Genomic DNA, 21,929 nt, shown 5'->3' on the forward strand with positions numbered 1-21,929 from the left:
TATGTTATTCCTTCGATTGATATTGGAAAGTTGTCAGTTTGCGTTTTCAGCATTAAAGGACAATCGTACACGTACCCTGCTTTCCTTGCTGGGCGTGACTATTGGTATTTTTACCATTATAGGAGTGTTTTCGGCGGTAGATACCCTACGAAATAATATTGAGGAATCTGTCAAGAAGATCGGTAGTAAGACACTTTATATCGAAAAATGGCCCTGGGATGGCGGTCCCAATTACCCTTGGTGGAAATATTTGAATAGGCCTGAACCTACCTATAATAATTACCAGGATTTAAGGAGTCGTATGACCACGGCCGAGTATATGGCGTATATGATCAACATCGGCAATACGACGATTAAGTATAAGAACAATTCGGCCCAAGGTTCGTCCGTAAATGCAGCTACCTATGAAAATCTATATATTCAAAACTTAAATATTGTTGACGGTCGATATTTTGCGGAAAGTGAATCCAGAAGTGGGGCTCTTGTGACGGTATTAGGGGCCAACATCGCAGAAGGGCTTTTTCCAAATGAGGAACCTGTTGGGAAGTATATCAGCATGTTGGGTAGAAAGATACAGGTTATTGGCGTGTTAAAAAAAGAAGGTAATGGTGTCTTAATCAATACGTCGCCTGATGATACGGCTTTTATTCCTTTTGAATTGGCTCGTAACCTTGTGAATTATGATAATTTCTCGCCGAGTATAGCCATGGTGATCAAGTCGAATTATACCTTGGGGGAGGCAGAAAGTGAAGCAAAAACATTGATGCGTTCGATCCGTCGCATTTCCCCACAGCGTGAAGAAAACTTTTCTATTAACCAGACAACGATGATCACAGGTGCATTGGATCAGCTTTTTGGCATCATCAATCTTGCTGGCTTTTCCATTGGTATTTTTTCAATTTTAGTTGGCGGATTCGGGATTGCTAACATCATGTTTGTGAGTGTCAAAGAACGTACACATATCATTGGAATCCAAAAAGCACTGGGAGCTAAAAACTTCTTTATTTTATCGCAATTTCTTATAGAGTCTATCGTGCTTTGTTTACTAGGGGGTGGGATTGGTCTTGTCGTTGTCTATTTTCTGGCTTTTATCGTTCAATTGGCTACCGGTGTGGCCATTGTCGTCAGCTTAAAGATGGTCATCCTTACGGTTTCTCTTTCGACCTTTATTGGCCTAATATCAGGGATCGTTCCGGCTTTAATGGCTTCCCGGTTGGATCCAGTCGAAGCAATTCGAAGTAAATAAACTCGTCATGGAAAAAAAAGCTCAAATTTCGATATTGAATGGATTTTGGCTTTTGATTTTTGCTTACAGCTGTACGTTGATGGTAGAAATCACCTGGCGATACCACAGTTTTGCTTTGGATGCTAATTTTCTAATGATCAAACAAACAGAAGTTGAGGAGCTTTGGTGGTACAAGTATGTTTTTTATACCCATGTATGCACCGCTGTTCTTGCCTTACCAGCTGGTTTTACCCAATTTAATTCAGGTTTACTGACAAAGTATCCGCGATTGCACCGGACAATTGGTTATGTGTATGTGCTCAGTATTTTGGGCTTCGCAGCACCTTCCGGTGCCTTAATTGGTTTTGTTGCCAATGGTGGTTTATTTGCCATCATCTCCTTTGAGCTGCTTGCCCTGGGCTGGTTCTATTTTACATGGCAAGCAGTGCGTCTAGCAATTCAGAAAAAAATTAATCTCCACCATGATTTTATGCTGCGCAGTTTTGCACTGACCTGTTCAGCGATTACATTGCGCTTTTGGAAGGTAATTCTGGTTTATCTCGTCCATCCCAATCCGATGGATCTTTATCAGATTATCGCCTGGTTGGGCTGGGTTCCTAATTTATTACTTGTAGAGTTTATTATTTATCGAAAAAATCATAAATTACGAAACAATTACGATCTATCCGACTTATAAATGGCATGAATTCATTTATTTAATAAAACAAATTATAACAAAATGAAAAGGAATATTTATTTATTGTTGGCGCTTTCCGCCCTGATCGGTTGTAAGGATCGAACAAATAAGAATGCCGTTGAGCCCAAAGCAAAAGATTCCGTTGTTCTCGAGCGTGAAGCGCACCAGGAGCTTTATGGCAACTGGGTGGGAAATTTTGTAATTGATGAAAATTTACTTGAGGAAGGTGAGGAGCTGCCAAATACAGATTATAATCCAAAAATAAATCTGACCATCAAAAAAATAACAGATAAAGGGAGTGTTTTCGGACAAAATGTAGTCAAAGGAAATTTGCGTTCGTTGACGGGAAAACTTGAAGGCGATGCGCATGTAATACAGTTGCTATTAGATGAGCCAGGGGATAAAAAATCAGACGGGCGTTTTGAAATAAAACTGAGGAATGATACGCTGATCGGGAGCTGGGTAGCCTACGACCAGAGTGTGAAAATTAAAAGAAGGCATTTCAAATTATTAAAGAAACAGTTTGCCTATAATCCCAATCTGATGCTTAATAATCAAGATGAAGAATATGGAACTTTGGTCGATTGGATCAATGCGAAAAAGAAGGAAGCGACAGATCAAGACGGTGATTCGACTTATACCTATGTGATGGAATATTATCGATCTGCTTCCCCAGCCGTATTCAGTATAAATGCTTCCAAACAAAAGTTGGTAGAAAAAGATTTGAAAAACCTGAAGAAATTAGATCTGGAGATTATCCGAAATACGATTTTCGCACGGCATGGCTATGCCTTTACTAAACCCGCTATCCGTCAGTTCTTCGATCCAGTAGATTGGTATGTGCCGGTTTCGAAAGATGTAAGTTCGGATCTGAGTCCGTTGGAAAAAGACAATATTGCTCTTCTCACGAGATTCGAGAAGTATGCGACAGATAATTATGACACATTCGGAAGGTAATTTCCCTTTGGATTTTATGCCTGATTCAGAAGCATAAAAAAAGCGGTCGTACAATGTGCGGCCGCTTTTTTTTATTTTTTCAGTTCCACTAGATTATACGGGTTCGTTGCGGATGGAAATGGCATTTTTATGCGCTTGTAGTCCTTCGAGCTCGGCAAGTATTTCGACCGTAGATCCGATTTGTTGAAGTCCGGTCTCATTGATGTGCTGAAATGTTATTTTCTTTACAAAAGAATCCACGGAAACACCGGAATAGGACCTGGCATAGCCAGAGGTTGGTAAGGTATGATTTGTTCCGGATGCATAATCACCCGCACTTTCTGGTGTGAGGTGGCCTAAGAATACCGAACCAGCATTGCTGATATAGCGTGTCAAGGATGCCCATTGATCCGTTTCTAAAATAAGGTGCTCAGGAGCGTATTCATTCGAAAACTGTATAGCTTCCTGAAGGTTGCCTACCGTGACTGCATAAGAGTTTTCGATTGCTTTTGAAGCAAGTTCCTTGCGTGGTAGTACAGCTAATTGTTTGTCAAGTTGCATATTAACAGCATCTACAATTGCGGTCGAAGTAGCAACTAACACAGCCTGACTGTCTACACCGTGTTCTGCCTGCGCGAGAAGGTCAGCAGCCACAAACGCGGGGTTTGCAGATTCATCGGCAATAACAAGCACTTCAGATGGGCCGGCAGGCATGTCGATACTAACATTTGTTAATCCTTGTATGATCGATTTTGCTTTCGTGACAAATTGGTTTCCCGGCCCAAATATTTTGTCAACTTTGGGAATAGATTGGGTGCCGAATGCCATGGCTGCAACGGCCTGCGCGCCGCCGACAAGATAAATACGCTTAATGTTTAGCAATTTTAGACAATAAGCGACAAACCCATTAATTTTTCCATTGGATTGTGGCGGAGAACAAACTACGATCTCTTTACATCCTGCGATTCGAGCCGGAATTCCCAACATTAATAGGGTGCTCGGTAAAACGGCAGAACCTCCAGGTATATAGAGTCCTACCTTTTCTATCGGTCGTATTTCCCGCCAGCATTTCACACCGGGCATTGTCTCGACCGTACGTTCCCTTTTAAGTTGCGTGCTGTGGAATCTGTGGATATTTTGGAAGGCAATTTCTAAAGCGCGCTGTTGGTCACGGTGTATAGTAGCCGATAAATCGTCGATATCATCCTCATCTAAAAAGAGCTTTTCAAGTTGCACTTTATCAAACTTTGCAGCATATTCGCGTAAGACAGTGTCACCTTGTATGCGTACCTGCTGAATAATATCTTGGACCACATCCTGGATTGCATTGTTCGGGTCTGTATTCCGGTCAATTAATTGGAGTAGTTCTTCTTTTTCTAGCGATTGGTAATCATATTTTTTTAACATGGTCGTAAGAATCGATGAGGGTTAAAGAATGATTTTTTCGATTGGCATCACAACGATACCCTGTGCACCTTCTGTTTTTAATTTGTTGATTTTATCCCAAAAATCGTCCTCAGTAATGACCGTGTGTACCGCCACCCAGCCTTCCTCAGCTAGTGGGACCACCGTGGGACTTTTTACACCATGTAATAACGAAGTGATTGCCGGAAGATTTTTCTTCTCTACATTCAATACGACGTATTTGGTTTCTTTAGCCAATAGAACAGATTCGATACGCTGTACTAATTCTGCAAGGATTTCATTTCCTTCAAGGCCTTTTCGTCCAACTAATATCGCTTCAGAATTTTTGACATCCGCAAAAGGTTTGAGACCATTGCTTTTCAATGTTCCACCTGTAGAAACAATATCACATATTGCGTCACTAAGTCCAAGACCAGGTGAAATTTCTACAGATCCAGATATTAATCGTATATCTGCATTGATTTTATAATCATCAAGAAAATTTTTAAGAATATTAGGGTAAGAGGTTGCGATTGCTTTGCCGTTGAGGTCTTTGATGTCTTGAATAAGACTATCTTTCGGTATCGCTAGTTTTAATGTGCATTTTCCGAAGCCAAGCCGTTTAATATATTCTACTTTTGATTCTGTTTCGTCAATGATATTTTCGCCGACAATGCCTAGATCGGCGATACCCTGCTCAACATAGCCTGGGATATCATCATCTCTAAGAAATAGTATTTCCAAGGGGAAATTGCCTACAGTAGTAATTAAGGAGCTTTTGTAGTTTTCGAAATCTAAACCACAGTTTTTCAGTAATTGAACAGATTTTTCGTTTAACCTACCCGATTTTTGGATAGCAATTTTAAGATTTTTCAACGCTTTATAAATGTTAGCAGTAAATTATTAATAATAAGAAATCAAACAAGAGGGAAGGTATTCTACGTAAGAACACATTAAATCAACATATCGCCACACTGGCGATGATGCAAATAAAAATGATGTACGTAGGTATAGACCATGTTTGTATTAATAACTGGAGACAAATGTATAGTAAATTAATGGGAAATACAAAATATCATTTTAAAAAGTTTAAAAATTCGATCTTTGGCGGTTTCAGATTCTAAAATTTCCCGCTGTTTGTTATAAAGTTTGAAATATAGACTAACAACTCTTAGAAATTTCCTTATTTTTAACGGATAAAGTCATTTAAAGTTGACATTGCTCATCAACAAAAAGTTGTTGAATAAGACACGAAGCAGTTTAGAGACAACCTCAGTGGTCATATTGCTGAAAATAATGTAATTGGCTAAAAAAGAACTGAAATATAATATGGAAAAATAATTTATGCTAGATGAAAAGAATAGCTTTTATTTTAATAAGCTGGATAAACTATCTGTCTGGTGCTTCAGTAGCTCAGGAGAAGCCAGCTTCTACGTTGGATATCCGTATTTTGGAATCTATTGCAGAAACAAGAAGTGAACCTCAGACACAAACTTTTAAGGTGCTTTCTGATATCAATAACTATGTACAGGTAGCAGTACCCGTAGGCCTATTAGTTGCAGGAGCTTTTAATAATGACAAAGCAATGCGTCAAAATGCACTTTACGTAGCGAGTAGTACCGCTGTAACGGCATTAGTCAATGTGGGAATAAAACATTTGATCAAACGGAGCCGGCCATTTAAAAAATATCCAAACTTTATATCCGTTCGCACAGCCAGCGGCTATTCTTTCCCTTCCGGGCACACCTCATCAGCATTTGCGACAGCTTCCGCATTATCCCGTGCCTATTCAAAATGGTATGTTGTTGCTCCTTCATTACTCTGGGCTTCTAGTGTTGGCTATTCCAGAATGTATTTGGGTGTGCATTATCCTACAGATGTACTGGCTGGTGCGGTGTTGGGAGCAGGCTCTGCTTTTGCATTGGATGGATTAAGAAAATAAAATAGAAATTTGTTTAAACGAATAATTGATGCAAGTTATTAGAATATTGGTGGTGGGCTGTGGTAATATGGGTGCTTCTCATGCCAAGGCTTATCATGATCTAGAAGGATTTGAGATCGTTGGTCTGGTTGCTAGAGGTGATAGCAAAAGTAAACTTAATGTGGAATTAGGTTCCGAATATCCACTTTTTGAGTCTTATGAGTTCGCGTTGGAACAAACAAAACCTGATGCTGTCTGTATTGCGACCTATCCGGATACCCATAAGGACTACGCGATTAAGGCCTTCGAATCAGGCGCTCATGTTTTCATTGAGAAGCCCTTGGCGGAGGATGTAACCTCAGCCGAAGAAGTCGTGAATGCTGCCATAAAATATGGTAAAAAACTGGTGGTGGGATATATTCTGCGTTACCACCCTTCGTGGATTAAGTTTATAGAGATCACAAAGACCATGGGAAAACCTTTGGTTATGCGCATGAACCTCAATCAACAAAGCCATGGATACATGTGGAACGTTCATCGTAATCTAATGGCAAGTCTGAGTCCAATCGTTGATTGTGGAGTGCATTATATTGATGTGATGTGCCAAATGGTGGGAGCTAAGCCGGTGCGAGTTTCGGCAATTGGTGCCCGGCTCACAGATGATATCCCGGATTGGAACTATAATTATGGACAGCTTCAGTTGCATTTTGAGGATGGCTCTATTGGTTGGTATGAAGCAGGGTGGGGACCTATGGTGAGCCAAAATGCCTTTTTTGTGAAGGACGTTTTCGGTCCGCGGGGTTCGGTATCCATTGTTGCTGACAAAGCAAGTGATGAAGGGAAATCGGATTCGGTTGCGGCGCATACGCAAACAGAAAGTTTACGGGTACATTATGCTGATTTAGATGAGCGTAATGAATTTATTAAAGAAGATGAATGGATAAACTTGTCTGATGAACCCGATCATCAGGAATTGTGTAACAGGGAGCAGTGTTTCTTTCAGCAGGCAATCTTAGCGGATCTTGACCTGTCTTCTTCCATGGAAGATGCCATCAATAGTTTACGCATAGCGCTCGCTTGTGATGAAGCTGTAAAAACAAAGCAAACTGTGATTTTGTGATTCTTACTTGCGCTAGAATGTGTAAGTATATCTACTTCTTTTGCAAAAAATAGCGGAATAAAAAACAAATAAATAAAAAATATAAAGGAAGGATAGGCTTTTTGGTCTATCTTTTGTTATTTAGCTACATATTTATCATTCTTATGCAGAATTTATTCAAAGTAGCGTTGTTGTTCGGTTTGTCTATCCCTGTAGTACATGGGCAGGATAAGCAATGGCAGATGGAGTTGGTGTTTAAAGGGGAGATTTCTCCTGAAAAATTTGAAAATGAGATTCCTGAATTTGCGAAAGAGTTTTATGAGCCTTTTCTAAAGGGAAAGATGGCTTATAAGAATGTTGAGATCTTAGCCGATGCCGATTATTCTTCTGCAGTGATTAATCAAAAGGAACATGCTATTTTGAATAGAAAATTGGCAAAAACATACTCTTTTTCAGCAGGAGACGATATTGTCACGGCGGAATCTTATCACCCGTCCTATAAAATTGTGAGCAATAAATTGAAAGAATCCGAGGGTCCCTATGTGTGGATGCAAGACCTAGGTGAGATTGAAAATGTAGCTGGAGTGACCTGTAAAAAAGCAAAATTATTTATCAAAAATCAAGCGGATTCGGCGGAAGCAATCGTTTGGTATTCCGAAGTGGTACCAACTTATTATATGACTGCTTTTTCATTTGTCAATGATCTTCCGGGGGCTGTGCTAAAATTGTCTTTGGGTGCAAATGCTGATTTAGGTTTCGAGACAACTAAAGTGTCTAACGTGTCGGGCGTAAAAGATTTCCGATTGCCTCAGGATATTAAAGTTGTTGATATTTCAGGTGATGGTCCTTCGGAGGGTGGCGACGATGTGAGTTTATTTGAGGATACTTTTCCTTTGGATAGATCGCTTAAGTGGGTCATGGTGAAAGATAAGGAAACAAATGATGAATATTATGGGATAAAGAGCACAACGGGGCAGGAAGTGCTGTCCTGTTCACTTTTTTCCTTGGCTTATTTTAATGATCAGACTGCCATCGTTTCAGATAAGGATAATTACTTCTGGCTACTGGATAAAAAGGGGAATAAAGTAAACAAAACAGGGTTCGACTGGCTCACTCCGGCAACGGAAAGATTGGCTATTTTTCAGAAAGATGGAAGTTTTGGACTCGTTACTCAAGAAGGGAAGGTTTTACTGGATAAGAAGGAAAACATAAGTAAGTTTTTGAGTAATTATTTGATGTTTTCAGAAGAAGGAAAAATAGGATTATTGGATGAGCATGGAAAAATTATTGTTCAACCTAACCTATTATTTTTGGATGTAGACAGTGCTGGTAAAGTTCTGGTGCGGGATAAGGAAGGAGAGGAGACAAAAACGCTTGAATTCGATGCATTTATAAAAGAATATGTGAAATGATTTAGATTTTGTTGAAATAAACAGCTGTCGGTTATGACAAAAAAAGCATTCAATCTATTGACATTGAATGCTTTTTCTTGTCACTATTTTTATGTCCTTTTAAGGTATATTCAGGAATTTGTGCGTCTGTAGGGAGATATCCCATTTCGGATTTTCTTTGACATAGTCAATAATGGACGGGGTCATTTCTTTGGATTTGGACCATTCCGGCTGAAGGTATAATTTGCAATTCGGACCGACCAATTGTGCATATTCTTCACCCCAGGCAAAATCACTTTTATTGAAAACGATCACTTTGAGTTCCCCGGCAGCATCAAGCACGTCTTTTCTTGGTGCTTTGAATTTTTTTGGAGACAAGCAGATCCAGTCCCATTCTCCACTTAGAGGATATGCTCCGGATGTTTCGATAAAAGTTTTTATTCCGGCAGCATGCAGACCCTTGGTAAGGTAATCCAAATTATAGATCAGTGGCTCTCCACCTGTAATAACGACTGTTTTAGCGGGATATTTCTTGGCATTTTCAATAATTGAATCTGCCGCTGTCAGCGGATGGATAGACGCATCCCAGCTTTCTTTTACATCGCACCAATGGCAACCCACATCACAACCACCCAATCTGATGAAATAAGCAGCAGTCCCGGTGTGGTAACCTTCCCCCTGGATGGTGTAGAACTCTTCCATCAAAGGTAATCGTGTTCCGTCTTCTGGTACTTGATTCGACATAGTTAAAATTTGAGTCTGCAAAAGTAGTAAATATTAATGATATGCTCAATTTAAACTGTTGTTTTCAGTGGAATTCATGTCATTTTTACGGGATTGAAAATTGAACAGTAATTTTGGGATTTTTTGTGAAAGCGATGCTTTTTGTTTTCTTGTTTGAATCCGGTCTTACCCATATGAAGGATTGCTGAAAAAGGGATAAGAGATCATAAAAAAACTGTTTATTACCAGAAATTTTGCTAAATTTGTTTCACAATTTATTTATTGAAAACATAAGTGTAATAACATAATTGTACATGTTGTTTTGTGTTTTTTATTTTTTAACAATATAAAGATCATAGTTGTAAATGATTAAAATTACACTACCTGATGGTTCCGTTAGAGAATATCAAAAAGGAATCACTGCAGCAGAAATTGCTTTGTCAATTTCTGAAGGGTTAGCGAGAAATGTTCTTGCTGCTGAGGTGAATGGTGAAGTATGGGATTCTGCCCGTGCTATTGAAGAAGATGCTAGCGTGAAGTTGTTGACCTGGAATGACACAAAAGGAAAATCTACTTTTTGGCATTCTTCGGCTCACTTGCTTGCTGAGGCACTGGAAACATTGTATCCGGGAATTAAATTCGGTATTGGACCAGCCATTGAAACAGGTTTTTACTACGATGTTGATTTTGGTGATCGCGAATTTTCTTCGGATGACTTTAAGGCTATCGAGGACAAAATGTTAGAACTCGCTAAACGCAAAGAAACCTTTGAACGTAAAGCCGTTTCTAAATCGGACGCTTTAGCCTATTTTACCGAAAAAGGGGATGAGTATAAGCTGGATCTGATCAAGGATCTGGAAGATGGAAAGATTACTTTTTATACCCAAGGTGATTTTACAGATTTATGCCGTGGACCACATATTCCGAATACCGGATTTATCAAAGCCATAAAACTGACTAATGTCGCCGGTGCATATTGGCGGGGTGATGAATCCCGGAAACAATTAACACGTATTTATGGTGTAACTTTTCCGAAAGCATCGGAGCTTACAGAATATTTGAAGTTTATTGAAGAAGCAAAAAAACGTGACCACCGTAAATTAGGGAAAGAATTGGAACTTTTTGCATTTTCTGAAAAGGTGGGTGCTGGATTGCCTTTATGGTTACCAAAAGGTGCGGCTTTACGCCAAAAACTAATTGATTTCTTACAAAAAGCACAGTTGAACTCGGGGTATGAACCTGTCGTAACGCCACATATTGGACATAAACAACTGTATGTGACGTCTGGTCACTATGAGAAATACGGTGCAGATTCATTTCAACCCATCAAAACACCTATTGAAGGTGAAGAGTTTTTGTTGAAGCCGATGAACTGTCCGCATCACTGTGAGATCTATAAGGTAAAGCCGCGTTCGTATAAAGATTTACCGGTTCGTTTTGCCGAATTTGGTACCGTGTATCGCTACGAGCAATCGGGTGAACTGCATGGGCTAACACGTGTACGTGGCTTTACACAGGATGATGCACACTTGTTCTGTCGTCCGGATCAGGTAAAAGATGAGTTTAAAAAAGTAATCGATTTAGTTCTTTATGTATTTGGTGCTTTAGGATTTAATGACTATACTGCACAGGTATCATTGCGTGATCCTGAAAACCGTACTAAATATATCGGTACTGATGAGAACTGGGCTTTAGCGGAATCGGCGATTATTGAAGCTGCTGAAGAAAAAGGTTTGCCAACTGTCGTGGAATATGGTGAAGCGGCTTTTTATGGTCCGAAATTGGATTTCATGGTGAAGGATGCGCTGGGACGTAAATGGCAGTTAGGTACCATTCAGGTAGACTATAACTTACCGGAACGTTTTGAGTTAGAGTATACTGGTAGTGATAATATGAAGCATCGCCCAGTAATGATTCACCGTGCACCATTTGGATCTTTGGAGCGTTTTGTAGCCGTATTGATCGAACACTGCGCGGGACAATTCCCGTTATGGCTTGCGCCTGAGCAATTTATCGTCTTGCCAGTGTCAGAAAAATACGAAGAATATGCGCAAAATGTTTTGAATTCGCTAAATAATTCCGATATTCGCGGACTGATAGACTTACGTGACGAGAAGGTGGGCAGAAAAATCAGAGACGCCGAAGTGAAAAAGCTTCCTTATATGTTAATTGTAGGGGAAAAAGAGGTGGAAAATGGCACAGTTTCTGTACGTAAACATGGCTCAGTAGAATTAGGAACTATGACTGCTGACGAATTTAGAGATATATTAATTAAGGAAATAACCGTTTAATTTTTAAACATTTGGCATTAAAAAGACCCGGTGGTCCAAGACCACCAATGAGAAAGAAAGAACCAGATCACCGCATTAATGAGTTAATCAAGGTACCTGAGGTACGTTTGGTAGGAGATAATGTGGAACAAGGAGTTTACCCTACACGCAAAGCGTTAGAGTTGGCTGATGAGTTGGAACTTGATTTAGTGGAGATTTCGCCAAATGCTGTACCGCCGGTTTGTAAGATTATCGACTACAGTAAGTTTGTTTACGAACAGAAGAAGAAACAAAAGGAAATCAAAGCTAATGCAAAACAGACTGTTATCAAAGAAATTCGTTTCGGACCTAACTCTGGTGAACATGATTTTGATTTCAAATTGAAACATGCGATTAAGTTTCTTGAAAGTGGTGAGAAAGTACGTGCGTACGTACACTTCAAAGGTCGTGCTATCGTACACAAAGATCAAGGTGAGATCTTGTTGTTACGCTTCGCTCAGGCACTAGAAGATTACGGTAAAGTAGAACTTTTACCAAAATTAGAAGGGAAACGTATGTTTTTAACAGTAGCTCCAAAGGCTCCTAAAAAATAATAAGAATTCTAACAGATTGATATAAAATTTATAAGTATTATGCCAAAAGTTAAAACCAATTCCAGCGCAAAGAAACGTTTCAAATTGACTGGAACAGGTAAAATTGCAAGAAAAAACGCTTTCAAAAGCCACATCTTGACAAAAAAGAGCACAAAACGTAAACGTAACTTAACACAAACAAGTTATGTATCTGATGGCGATATGGGCAACGTTAAACGTATGCTTGCTATCGGTAAATAAGTTTTATTCGATTTTATTTAATAATAATTTTTTAACCGGGTACAGGGTCGTAAGTTCATTGAAATACATGGCACCTTTTACCAAACTAATTTTAAAAATATGCCACGTTCGGTTAACGCAGTAGCTTCAAGAAGAAGACGCAAAAAAATCCTAGGCCTTGCAAAAGGTTACTTTGGATCACGTAGCAAAGTTTATACTATTGCTAAAAATACAGTAGAAAAAGGTTTACAATACGCTTACCGCGATCGTAAAACCAAAAAACGCGAGTTTAGAGCTTTATGGATTCAACGTATCAACGCTGGAGCTCGTCAACACGGAATTTCTTATTCCCAATTGATCGGTAAATTAAACGCTAAAAACATTGGTTTGAACCGTAAGGTTTTGGCTGACTTAGCTTTAAATAACCCAGAAGCTTTCAAAGCAGTTGTAGACGCAGTAAAATAGAGTTTTTAATCCGCTGTCAATTTGTTAGAGATATTAAAGGAGCCCAAAAGGCTCCTTTTTTTATTGTCACTTGGGTTCCTGTTAGATCACTGTAGTCTTTTTTGGACGATATTTGAACGCATAGCGAGGGGCTGCTCATCGTATTTTATTTGTCGGAGGCTTTATAGCCTCCTTTGAACAACTGAAATTATCAAGCTATATGTAATAACCATTCTCACTCAATATTAGGTTTGATTTTTGTATAGTGGTTTATAAACATACAATTATGAAAATAAGAACGATCGCATTTGGATTTTCACTTCTGTTATTTGGAGGTATGGTTATGGCTAAAGGGCCAGGTTACAAAGCTCCTATAAAAACTGTGTCGGATCTACAGGGAAAAGTTATATCAATTGAGGGTGTAGGCAACAGCCGGACAATAGAGGCCAAGGGAGGAGAGACAATCCAAATTGAAGGTGCCGATAATAAGGTGGTGATACGTGGTAATGTTAGTAAAGTTATTATTGAAGGCAAAGGCAATACCGTAACGGGAAATGACGTGTCGACTGTTACGATAGAGGGCGCAGACAATATGGTTAATATTGGGTCTCTTGAAACCGTTCAAATTGAAGGTGTCAAAAATCACGTTCACTACAAATCGACTAAAAACAAATCTGGCCAAGCAAAGGTCTCTACTGAGGGTGCCGACAATATGGTTATGAAGATAAAATAATCAAAAATTTCAATAAAAAAGGGTTTTGCATGATATCATGCAAAACCCTTTTTTATTGAAAAATAATATCTAGTTTTTATTTTGATTGCCTTCAGACTGCTTGTCATCTAATTCTTTTTTTTGTGTTTTATAATCCGCGGATGTAATTTCTGTATCTTGTTCTTGTTGTATCGGATAGGGGTTTAGAAAATCTTGATCAAAGGGATGAGTTGTCGCAGCCCTTTGAATACTGTCATCGTTCTGATATGTCCGAAGACAGGTGCCTTTGATACGTTCAGAGTTATATACATAAGTTCCCCAAATGCAGAAAAAGAAAATCGCTTTTAGAGTATCTTTGTAGTGTGTGAACAGATCGTCTGTTTTATCTAAATAACTTTTGAACATAAAATAAGATGCAATTCCATCAATAGTACAAAATATGGCCATAAATAGTGCAACCACAAAGAAGGTCTGTGCGAAAATGTCCCTTTTCTTGATCAGTAAGATACAGCTATAAATCAAACCAGCCAGTATCAATACATTACCGATTATTTCCGTTAGCAGCAGAATTTTGTATAAAATGGGTGAAACACTTTCTAACTGATCTGCCGCTTGCCAAGTATTTAAATTAAAAAAGGACTGTTGGAAGAAAAACATACCGGATAGGGTCAATATATTTATAAATAGTACAATAAGCAGTACGATCATCCATCCGCCGATCTGATCGTGATAAATTTCGTCATAGGGTTTGATGATAAATGGTTTGCTCTTATTGTACTTTTTAACAATATACCAGATGACAGCTGGTATCAGGACAATGAATAAGATCAGGGTAAACCAATTAATCTCGTTCGCTGATGTCGGTGTGCCCAGATTAGTTATTCCATCTGTTACATATCCGTCGGCGTCCAAATAAAAACCATTGAAAAAGATATTCTCACGATCGGCAAAATCTGTATAATACTGTTGAAGGTCTTTTTGTTCAACGAAAGGTTCGTGAAAACCTAAGGTATAAGCAATCTTGATACTATCTGGCTTTATTTCCAATGTCTTTCCGAATACATAGGCGTTACGATCAAAATAGCTATTGTCTTTATGACTGCCAAATGTATTTTTTCCTTTGTTAACGACGTCGATCTCATATTCGATATCCATAGGGAACGGCAGGCTTAGTGGGGCAATACGATCCTCCATAATTTCGGGTAGCTTGTCGTTTATATTTGTGCCCAACAAGGAAATATACTTTTTGGAAGATCCGTTTTCTGCTTTTCCGATGTTTTTAATTTTGTATTTTTCGGTGATCTCCACACGATTGTTCTCAATATCATCTTTGAATTGTATATGGCCGATTTTATTGATTTTGGGATAGATTTTCGCATAATACTCCAGGTATTGCTTCTGTATATCGTTTTTGGCACTACCTTGAAAATAAGTACGCATATTGTCCGCTTCATTTCCGAAATAGACTGTTTTGACATCAAGGGTCGCTTCGAATTTGCCTTCCAGCGTCAACGTTTCCTTGACTTTAATATTTCCTACAATATGTTGTGGTACATCGGCAAGCTTTCCATTGCCCATGGTCGAGAGCACTTTTCCATAAGCGGGGAAATATCTGTTTTTGATATCTCCGCCTTGATTGGTTATGGTCGGATCAATATATTGGTAACGTCCTCCGATATTAACTTCAACAACCATGTGGTTGAAAGCATAAGGTGAGGGGAGTTCTTCCTGCAGCCCTCGGTCCTTATACGTATTGGCTAATACCAGTCCTACGTCGATGTTCTTATTTTTGAGTATTGTTGCGAGCAACATCGATTTATCTTTACAATCGCCATAGCGCTGCGAAAATACTTTTTCCGGAACATTCGCCCGGTGTGAATATTCTCCCATCTCAATACCCATATAACGTATTTCGTTTTGTACAAAGTCACAGGCCTTTTTTAAGTAGTTATAGGGCTGCCCATTTGACTCTTTCCACAGTTGATTGACGAAAGTTTGAAGTGTACTTGAAGGAACTAGCTATGGTATGGGATTGATCCTGCGGTTCCATTGATCAACGTCCTGCCAGGTATTAAACTCTGAGCATTGGATATATTTTAAAGGGCTGTACCAGGCCGGACAATAATTTTCGAATTGAACTGTTTTGTCCTCAGTAAGCTCCCAGAAAAAATTTGTGGTACTTCCCATGGATTGTTGCTGTACTTCAGGTGCACCATTGAAACTTTTGAATTGAAGTTTACGACCGTTAGGTACAATATAATTGAGATGGACCAAACCAGTAGGTTCATATCCCTGTAAGTAATAGGTATCGAAAAATTTATGTTCAAATACAGGATTTGCACCTATTATGGAATAGGCAAATACGATCTTATCGTCTTTACGTAAATCTTCCAGGACATAATGGGCCATCTGACTTCCGTTGTAGATAGACCTCGAAAGCTCCGTTTCGGATGCAAGGAGGTTGAATTTTGCCTGTGGCAGTAAGTCAATATCTTTCCCGTTGCGAATGATCTTCAACTCATGTAATTGAAGTCTTTGGAAATGTGGATCAAAGGTTACCTGAACCTGTCCGAGGTTTTCGATTCCACTGTGATCAAACAATACTTTTATGTCCCTATAATATTTTGTTTGGGCAGCTAAGTTTATTTGATTTTCGATTAACTCATAGTAATATCCATCACTGATATCATCCAGATTTGGCTTTATGGCCTTTTTCGTAATGGGTCGGAGCCAAGTTGGCGAGGCTGTTTTTTGAATGAGTGTTTGGCTAAATGACCCGGAAAATGAAGCTAGTACGAGTACGAAAGCGAATAGAAGATGGCTAAATCTTTTCATTAATTCATAATTTAACCTAAGATAAGTAAAATTTGGACTCAACGGTAGCTGAATTTAGGACGTATTGGAAATCTTTATTTCATTGAATCTAGCGTCTTTAAAATAAAGAGGGTTGTCAATAGCTATTGACAACCCTCTTTATTTTTAATTCGGTAATTTTATAATTTGCTCTCTCTCTTTTTCTTTTTCTTTACCACTTTTGGCATTTGCGCCTGTTTCAATTCATATTGTCTTTCGATGTACTGAATGATTTCAGAAGCAATGTCCTTTTTGGTGGCTTTTTCTATACCCTCCAACCCGGGGGAAGAATTTACCTCAAGAACTAACGGACCCCGGTCCGAGGGAATCATATCCACACCACATACGGTAAGTCCCAATTGAGCGGCAGCGGCAATAGCGGTTTCTCTTTCTGCTTTGCTTAGGCGTATTATCTGAGCTGTTCCGCCCCGGTGTATGTTTGACCGAAATTCGCCTTCTTTAGCCGTACGTTTCATTGCCCCGACAACTTTGCCGTCAACCACAAAAGCTCGGATGTCAGAACCTTTCGACTCTTTGATAAACTCTTGGATCAAAATGTTGTTTCCGAGGCCGTAGAAAGCCTCTATAACAGATGATGCCGCTTTCTTGGTTTCTGCTAAAACAACACCAATCCCCTGTGTACCTTCCAATAGTTTAATCACCAAAGGAGCCCCGCCTACCATACTGATCAGATCGTCAACATCAGAGGCCGTACGTGCAAAGCCCGTAATTGGAAGGCCAATGCCGGCACCGGACAAAATTTGTAAGCATCTCAATTTATCCCTGGATCTGGTGATGGCTTGACTCGGATTTGCGGAAATTACATCCATCACCTCAAATTGTCTGACAATAGCCGAACCATAAAAGGTGACCGAAGCGCCTATTCGGGGAATAATAGCGTCAATACCACTGAGATCCTGTCCTTTGTAATGAATACTGGGTTTACCTTGTTGAATGCCAACGTAACACTTACTGTGGTCTATGACAACACATTCGTGTCCTCTTTGTTGGGCAGCTTCTACGAGACGACGAGTTGAGTATAAACTCTTTACTGTCGATAATACGGCAATTTTCACGGTTTGTATATTGAATATATTTTTGTGCTAAGATAACAAAATAGCTTTGCTATTTGTTTTTATTTTGACGGGGACTTCAAGGAGAGATTTTCTTTGGAAACGTCGACCAAAAATCTTCGATAGAGAAAATTCTTTCCTAAAAGCATCGGGTAAGTCATTTTGGACCGATTTCGAAATGAAATCTTGATACTGAAAACCTGGTCGTATAGTTTTGCCGTAGTTCGGATATAATACCGCTTTTCCTCCTGGCCAAACGAACTCTTGACCAGTTTTGTTTTATAAAGCTTTAATTTTAAAACTTTGGTTTCTTCCGTTTCGAAATTGGTAATGAGTTCGCAATGAATCCAGTCCTGACCATCTTCATTGACGATTTTATAGGAGTTACAATGCAAAACCGAGGAAGCAGCGCCGGTATCGACTTTTGCTTCTATGCCAAATATTCCTAATTCAGGTAAATCCAGGGTCTCTTTCCAGCCCATGAGAAGTTTTTCTTTCATTGATACCAAAAGGAATAAATGCACCAATCTTTATCGCTTAGATTGGTGCATACTTATTTTATTCGTAAATAAATTCTCCAAAAGGAGATGTAATCGTTACTTTTTTAGAAGTGGCATCTTCTACGCGACCGATAATTTGTGCCGGAATTCCGAATGATTCCGAAATGGCAATGATATCGGCAGCAATAGCTTCAGGCACATACAATTCCATCCGGTGTCCCATATTGAATACCTTGTACATCTCCTTCCAGTCTGTATTGGATTCTTTCTGTATCAATTCAAAGAGTGGCGGAATTGGGAAAAGATTGTCTTTAATGACGTGTACATTGTCCACAAAGTGCAACACTTTAGTCTGCGCTCCACCTGAACAATGCACCATTCCGTCAATCTGAGAACGGTACTTATCTAAAATATTTTTGATGACAGGAGCGTAGGTACGTGTGGGTGAAAGGACGAGTTTACCCGCGGTAACTGTTTCGCCTGTTTCCACTGTGATGCCATTGGTTAAATCCTGACTCCCCGCAAAAACAAGTTCGTAAGGGACAGCCGGATCGTAAGCCTCCGGATATTTTTCCGCTACTTTTTTGTTAAAGACGTCATGACGTGCTGAGGTTAAGCCATTGGAGCCCATGCCGCCATTATAAGCTTTTTCGTAACTTGCTTTTCCATTGGACGCCAAGCCGACGATTACATTACCACCTTTAATCCGGTGATTTGAAATCACATCTTCCCGTTTCATCCGGCATGTAACCGTACTATCGACTATAATTGTGCGTACCAGATCACCAACGTCGGCAGTTTCACCCCCGGTAGAATAAATACCGATACCCAAATCACGAAGTTCAGCCAATATTTCTTCTGTGCCATTGATGATTTCTGCAATAACTTCTCCAGGAATAAGATTTTTGTTTCTTCCGATTGTAGAGGACAGTAGAATATTATCGATCGCCCCAACACAGAGTAAATCGTCTATATTCATAATGATTGCATCTTGTGCAATACCTTTCCAAACCGAAATATCTCCAGTTTCTTTCCAATAGACATAGGCTAGAGAAGACTTGGTGCCGGCACCATCAGCATGCATTATATTGCACCAATCCTGATCTCCCCCCAAAATATCGGGAATGATTTTACAGAATGCTTTGGGAAACAGACCCTTGTCGATATTTTTTATCGCATTGTGCACATCCTCTTTTCCAGCGGATACACCTCGTTGATTGTATTTTAAATCTGACATCTTAGCGCAAAAATAAGCAATAGCGCTGAATTAACGAACCTTATTTATGTAATTTAATCACTTATAATCGTACGCCAATGCGTGACGAGTTGTTCGAGGTTGGTTTTTGCATTTGCAGGACTTGTACTGGGGAGGCATAGGTAGCGTATGTTCTCTTTTTCCTCAAAATACTTTGCATATAATTTATACGCTTTTTGCCCGTTAAAGACTACGAGTTTGATCCCCGGATTTGCCTCCAGGAGGGCGATGATTGGATTGGGACTTTCATCTTTGATGGCTAAATCCATACTGCCCGGACGGGATGCTTCGGCACATACATCCCATAAACCAATACCATTGTCAAGTAGTAGGTTCACTTTGTCAACATAACTAGTCGTATCGGGATTGTTATATAAATGTCTAATCACTTTCCAGAAACGATTTTGTGGATGTGCATAATATTCATTTTGCTCCAATGATCTGTCACCCGGCAAAGATCCGAGGATAAGCGTTTTGGTATTGGCATTCACAAGTGGTAAAAAGGATCTTTTGAGCATATTCAAAAATAATAATAAAAATTTTGGCTTTTAAATAAGAATTATTTTTTGCTATATTTATGATATTAAAATGATATCAAATATATATTAACAAATTATGGAAAAATTGATTAAACCTATGTCGGGCTATTTAGCCTTGTTAATTGCAGTAGCTTCTTTTATAGCTGCCATATTTTCATTTGCCAACGTCGAGGAAAGTTCGCTGTATGTTGTACTTGGTGTCATCCTGATGATCGGAACATTTTTTATCCTGAAGGGATTAATGATTATTAATCCAAATCATTCACGTGTTTTGAATTTCTTTGGTCGATATGTAGGCACTGTAAAAGAGAACGGTTTGTTTTTTGTCAATCCGCTGTATTCTACAATCAAGATCAGTTTACGTTCGGACAATCTGCAAGGGCAGACATTAAAGGTAAACGATAAGATGGGAAATCCGATTGAGATAGGCGCTGTTATCGTATGGCAGGTAGGAGATACCTATAAAGCTGCTTATGATGTCAGTAACTATACGTCCTATGTACGTACGCAGAGCGAAGCAGCAGTACGGCATCTTGCGGGAAGTTTTCCTTATGATAACCTGGAGGATGAGGGAGCGGAGATCACTTTGCGTGAAGGTGGCGATACGGTGAATCATATCCTTGAGCAGGAACTTGCCGATCGTCTTGCACCTGCAGGGGTGATTATTAAAGAAGCGAGAATTAGCCATCTGGCTTATGCATCCGAAATTGCCGGCGCGATGCTACAAAGACAACAAGCTGCCGCCATTGTTGCCGCGCGTTCAAAGATCGTGGATGGCGCTGTAGGCATGGTTGAGATGGCACTAAAGAAATTGTCCGAAAAAGATATTGTAGAATTGGACAACGAGAAAAAAGCGGCGATGGTGAGCAATCTAATGGTGGTACTTTGTGGAGAAAAAGCCGCGACACCAATTGTAAATACCGGTACTTTGTACCAATAAACTGAATGAAATGGCAGATAAAAAGAACTTTATGTTGCGGCTTGACGATCAAATGTACAAAGCATTGGAGAAATGGGCAGCAGATGAGTTTAGGAGTGTTAACGGGCAGATCGAATATCTTTTACATAGAGCGCTGCAAGAAAATAAACGATTGAGTGCGGAGAAAAAGTCTGCTGATAAAAAATAAAGAATCAGAAAGTAAAAATGTACCTTTGGCTTCGTTCCAAACGAAGTAAAAGGTACATTTTTTTGTTATATAATTTTAAGAAATAAGATATGGTGATCAATCCAATCTACAATTTATTGGTCGTAAGCACAAGTACCATTCATGGCAGCGGATTTCTCGATTACATTAAAGAAGATTTTGTGAAATTTATCGCTTCCGATGAGTTGCTGTTTATTCCCTTTGCCAGACCATCCGGAATATCTTTTGATGCGTATACAGCCAAAGTTCAGGAAGCTCTCGATGATAAAAATATAAAAGTTACCGGATTGCATGAGTTTCAGAACAAGAAAAAGGCCATTCAGGAAGCAAAAGCAATCTTTGTCGGTGGCGGTAATACCTTCTTGCTGTTGAAGACATTGTATGATTTGGATCTTGTACATCAATTGCGCGTACAGGTAAGCAAAGGAACTCCTTATGTAGGTACTTCCGCCGGATCTAATTTAACCGGATTGACCATTGGTACAACAAACGATATGCCTATTGTTTATCCGCCTAGTTTTGATGCGTTGGGATTTCTCCCTTTTAATATTAATCCACATTTTTTGGATCCGGACATGAATTCGACCCATAAAGGAGAAACACGGGAAACCCGTATTCAGGAATTTCATCAATTTAATTCACAACCCGTAATCGGGCTACGGGAAGGTAGTTGGTTAAAAGTAAGTCAAGGAGAAATAAAATTAGAGGGAACGTTGACAGCCCGCGTATTCCGACCGAATAGAGAGGCTGTGGAGCTTGCTCCCGGATTAATTAATTTTTAAGATTTTGTAAAATCTGCATTGTTTTTGTGGCTTAACAATAAAATGAAAGCGGTCAGCAGCCTATTTTAGAAATAATAGCGTCTTTCCTTCTTAAAAAATACTTTTGTACATGATTGGATATCATACAAAATAAACTACTTTTGCGCTA

The 21,929-nt window shown here is 39.3% G+C and carries 23 protein-coding genes; 14 read left to right on the plus strand and 9 right to left on the minus strand.

Annotated features, from left to right (window positions below; all coding sequences use genetic code 11):
- The first annotated feature begins 1 nt into the window (after position 1).
- Genes B4A24_RS10935 through B4A24_RS10945 form a run of 3 tightly spaced genes read left to right on the plus strand, consistent with a single transcriptional unit; the run spans position 2 to position 2,879 of the window.
- Positions 2 to 1,246, plus strand: coding sequence for an ABC transporter permease (locus B4A24_RS10935; protein WP_293944889.1), 1,245 nt, complete (start codon positions 2 to 4; stop codon positions 1,244 to 1,246).
- A gap of 7 nt (positions 1,247 to 1,253) precedes the next feature.
- The gene (locus B4A24_RS10940) at positions 1,254 to 1,922 is read left to right on the plus strand and encodes a DUF2306 domain-containing protein (RefSeq protein ID WP_293944890.1); all 669 of its coding nucleotides are present in this window, start codon (positions 1,254 to 1,256) and stop codon (positions 1,920 to 1,922) included.
- A gap of 42 nt (positions 1,923 to 1,964) precedes the next feature.
- Positions 1,965 to 2,879, plus strand: a complete 915-nt coding sequence (locus B4A24_RS10945) for a YARHG domain-containing protein (protein ID WP_293944892.1) — start codon at positions 1,965 to 1,967, stop codon at positions 2,877 to 2,879.
- 93 nt (positions 2,880 to 2,972) lie between these two features.
- On the opposite strand, the gene hisD is transcribed toward B4A24_RS10945, so the two are convergent.
- On the minus strand, positions 2,973 to 4,265 hold the full coding sequence (hisD, locus tag B4A24_RS10950) for a histidinol dehydrogenase (RefSeq protein WP_293944893.1): 1,293 nt from the start codon (positions 4,263 to 4,265) through the stop codon (positions 2,973 to 2,975).
- 21 nt (positions 4,266 to 4,286) lie between these two features.
- The gene (hisG, locus tag B4A24_RS10955; RefSeq protein ID WP_172394576.1) at positions 4,287 to 5,138 is read right to left on the minus strand and encodes an ATP phosphoribosyltransferase; all 852 of its coding nucleotides are present in this window, start codon (positions 5,136 to 5,138) and stop codon (positions 4,287 to 4,289) included.
- Between the two features lie 475 nt (positions 5,139 to 5,613).
- On the opposite strand from hisG, the gene B4A24_RS10960 reads away from it, so the two are divergent.
- The 3 genes from B4A24_RS10960 (at position 5,614) to B4A24_RS10970 (ending at position 8,694) form a co-directional block, all read left to right on the plus strand.
- The gene (locus tag B4A24_RS10960; RefSeq protein ID WP_293944896.1) at positions 5,614 to 6,204 is read left to right on the plus strand and encodes a phosphatase PAP2 family protein; all 591 of its coding nucleotides are present in this window, start codon (positions 5,614 to 5,616) and stop codon (positions 6,202 to 6,204) included.
- Between the two features lie 28 nt (positions 6,205 to 6,232).
- Positions 6,233 to 7,303, plus strand: coding sequence for a Gfo/Idh/MocA family protein (locus tag B4A24_RS10965; protein WP_293944898.1), 1,071 nt, complete (start codon positions 6,233 to 6,235; stop codon positions 7,301 to 7,303).
- Between the two features lie 143 nt (positions 7,304 to 7,446).
- Positions 7,447 to 8,694 (plus strand): hypothetical protein, encoded by a 1,248-nt coding sequence (locus tag B4A24_RS10970; protein ID WP_293944900.1) that lies wholly within the window; start codon positions 7,447 to 7,449, stop codon positions 8,692 to 8,694.
- A gap of 99 nt (positions 8,695 to 8,793) precedes the next feature.
- Here B4A24_RS10970 and B4A24_RS10975 read toward each other — a convergent pair whose 3' ends face one another.
- Positions 8,794 to 9,417, minus strand: coding sequence for a 7-carboxy-7-deazaguanine synthase QueE (locus tag B4A24_RS10975; RefSeq protein ID WP_104382573.1), 624 nt, complete (start codon positions 9,415 to 9,417; stop codon positions 8,794 to 8,796).
- Between the two features lie 344 nt (positions 9,418 to 9,761).
- Between B4A24_RS10975 and thrS the strand changes: the two genes are divergently transcribed.
- The 5 genes from thrS to B4A24_RS11000 all read left to right on the plus strand — a co-directional run bounded on the left by thrS (position 9,762) and on the right by B4A24_RS11000 (position 13,655).
- Positions 9,762 to 11,687 (plus strand): threonine--tRNA ligase, encoded by a 1,926-nt coding sequence (gene thrS, locus B4A24_RS10980; RefSeq protein ID WP_288812275.1) that lies wholly within the window; start codon positions 9,762 to 9,764, stop codon positions 11,685 to 11,687.
- Positions 11,688 to 11,698: 11 nt separating this feature from the next.
- Positions 11,699 to 12,259: a translation initiation factor IF-3 gene (gene infC, locus B4A24_RS10985; RefSeq protein ID WP_077435368.1), complete on the plus strand. Its 561-nt coding sequence runs from the start codon at positions 11,699 to 11,701 to the stop codon at positions 12,257 to 12,259.
- Positions 12,260 to 12,298: 39 nt separating this feature from the next.
- A complete protein-coding gene (gene rpmI, locus B4A24_RS10990; RefSeq protein ID WP_002993964.1) occupies positions 12,299 to 12,499 on the plus strand; it encodes a 50S ribosomal protein L35 in 201 nt (66 codons plus the stop codon).
- Positions 12,500 to 12,598: 99 nt separating this feature from the next.
- Positions 12,599 to 12,943 carry a 50S ribosomal protein L20 gene (rplT, locus tag B4A24_RS10995; RefSeq protein ID WP_046674462.1) on the plus strand — a complete coding sequence of 115 codons (345 nt, stop codon included), beginning with the start codon at positions 12,599 to 12,601 and terminating at the stop codon, positions 12,941 to 12,943.
- Between the two features lie 265 nt (positions 12,944 to 13,208).
- The gene (locus B4A24_RS11000; protein ID WP_293944907.1) at positions 13,209 to 13,655 is read left to right on the plus strand and encodes a DUF3060 domain-containing protein; all 447 of its coding nucleotides are present in this window, start codon (positions 13,209 to 13,211) and stop codon (positions 13,653 to 13,655) included.
- 69 nt (positions 13,656 to 13,724) lie between these two features.
- Here B4A24_RS11000 and B4A24_RS11005 read toward each other — a convergent pair whose 3' ends face one another.
- The 6 genes from B4A24_RS11005 to B4A24_RS11030 form a co-directional block, all read right to left on the minus strand.
- Positions 13,725 to 15,614: a DUF2569 family protein gene (locus B4A24_RS11005; RefSeq protein ID WP_293945654.1), complete on the minus strand. Its 1,890-nt coding sequence runs from the start codon at positions 15,612 to 15,614 to the stop codon at positions 13,725 to 13,727.
- A 39-nt stretch (positions 15,615 to 15,653) separates the two neighbouring features.
- Positions 15,654 to 16,469: a DUF3857 domain-containing protein gene (locus B4A24_RS11010; protein WP_293944909.1), complete on the minus strand. Its 816-nt coding sequence runs from the start codon at positions 16,467 to 16,469 to the stop codon at positions 15,654 to 15,656.
- A gap of 158 nt (positions 16,470 to 16,627) precedes the next feature.
- On the minus strand, positions 16,628 to 17,563 hold the full coding sequence (rimK, locus tag B4A24_RS11015) for a 30S ribosomal protein S6--L-glutamate ligase (protein WP_293944910.1): 936 nt from the start codon (positions 17,561 to 17,563) through the stop codon (positions 16,628 to 16,630).
- Positions 17,564 to 17,622: 59 nt separating this feature from the next.
- Complete coding sequence (locus B4A24_RS11020) at positions 17,623 to 18,060, minus strand: ATP-dependent zinc protease (protein ID WP_293944912.1); 438 nt, start codon at positions 18,058 to 18,060, stop codon at positions 17,623 to 17,625.
- 58 nt (positions 18,061 to 18,118) lie between these two features.
- Entirely contained in the window at positions 18,119 to 19,297 is a 1,179-nt protein-coding gene (locus B4A24_RS11025) for an AIR synthase related protein (protein WP_293944914.1), read from the minus strand.
- Positions 19,298 to 19,350: 53 nt separating this feature from the next.
- Positions 19,351 to 19,833 carry a DNA-deoxyinosine glycosylase gene (locus tag B4A24_RS11030; RefSeq protein ID WP_293944915.1) on the minus strand — a complete coding sequence of 161 codons (483 nt, stop codon included), beginning with the start codon at positions 19,831 to 19,833 and terminating at the stop codon, positions 19,351 to 19,353.
- Between the two features lie 97 nt (positions 19,834 to 19,930).
- On the opposite strand from B4A24_RS11030, the gene B4A24_RS11035 reads away from it, so the two are divergent.
- The 3 genes from B4A24_RS11035 to pepE all read left to right on the plus strand — a co-directional run bounded on the left by B4A24_RS11035 (position 19,931) and on the right by pepE (position 21,781).
- On the plus strand, positions 19,931 to 20,794 hold the full coding sequence (locus tag B4A24_RS11035; RefSeq protein ID WP_165306330.1) for an SPFH domain-containing protein: 864 nt from the start codon (positions 19,931 to 19,933) through the stop codon (positions 20,792 to 20,794).
- A 10-nt stretch (positions 20,795 to 20,804) separates the two neighbouring features.
- On the plus strand, positions 20,805 to 20,981 hold the full coding sequence (locus B4A24_RS11040; protein WP_077435354.1) for a ribbon-helix-helix domain-containing protein: 177 nt from the start codon (positions 20,805 to 20,807) through the stop codon (positions 20,979 to 20,981).
- 89 nt (positions 20,982 to 21,070) lie between these two features.
- On the plus strand, positions 21,071 to 21,781 hold the full coding sequence (pepE, locus tag B4A24_RS11045) for a dipeptidase PepE (protein WP_293944919.1): 711 nt from the start codon (positions 21,071 to 21,073) through the stop codon (positions 21,779 to 21,781).
- The last annotated feature ends 148 nt before the right edge of the window (positions 21,782 to 21,929 follow it).

Origin of the sequence: Sphingobacterium sp. UBA7249, assembly GCF_002472835.1 — a bacterium.
GTDB lineage: Bacteria > Bacteroidota > Bacteroidia > Sphingobacteriales > Sphingobacteriaceae > Sphingobacterium > Sphingobacterium prati.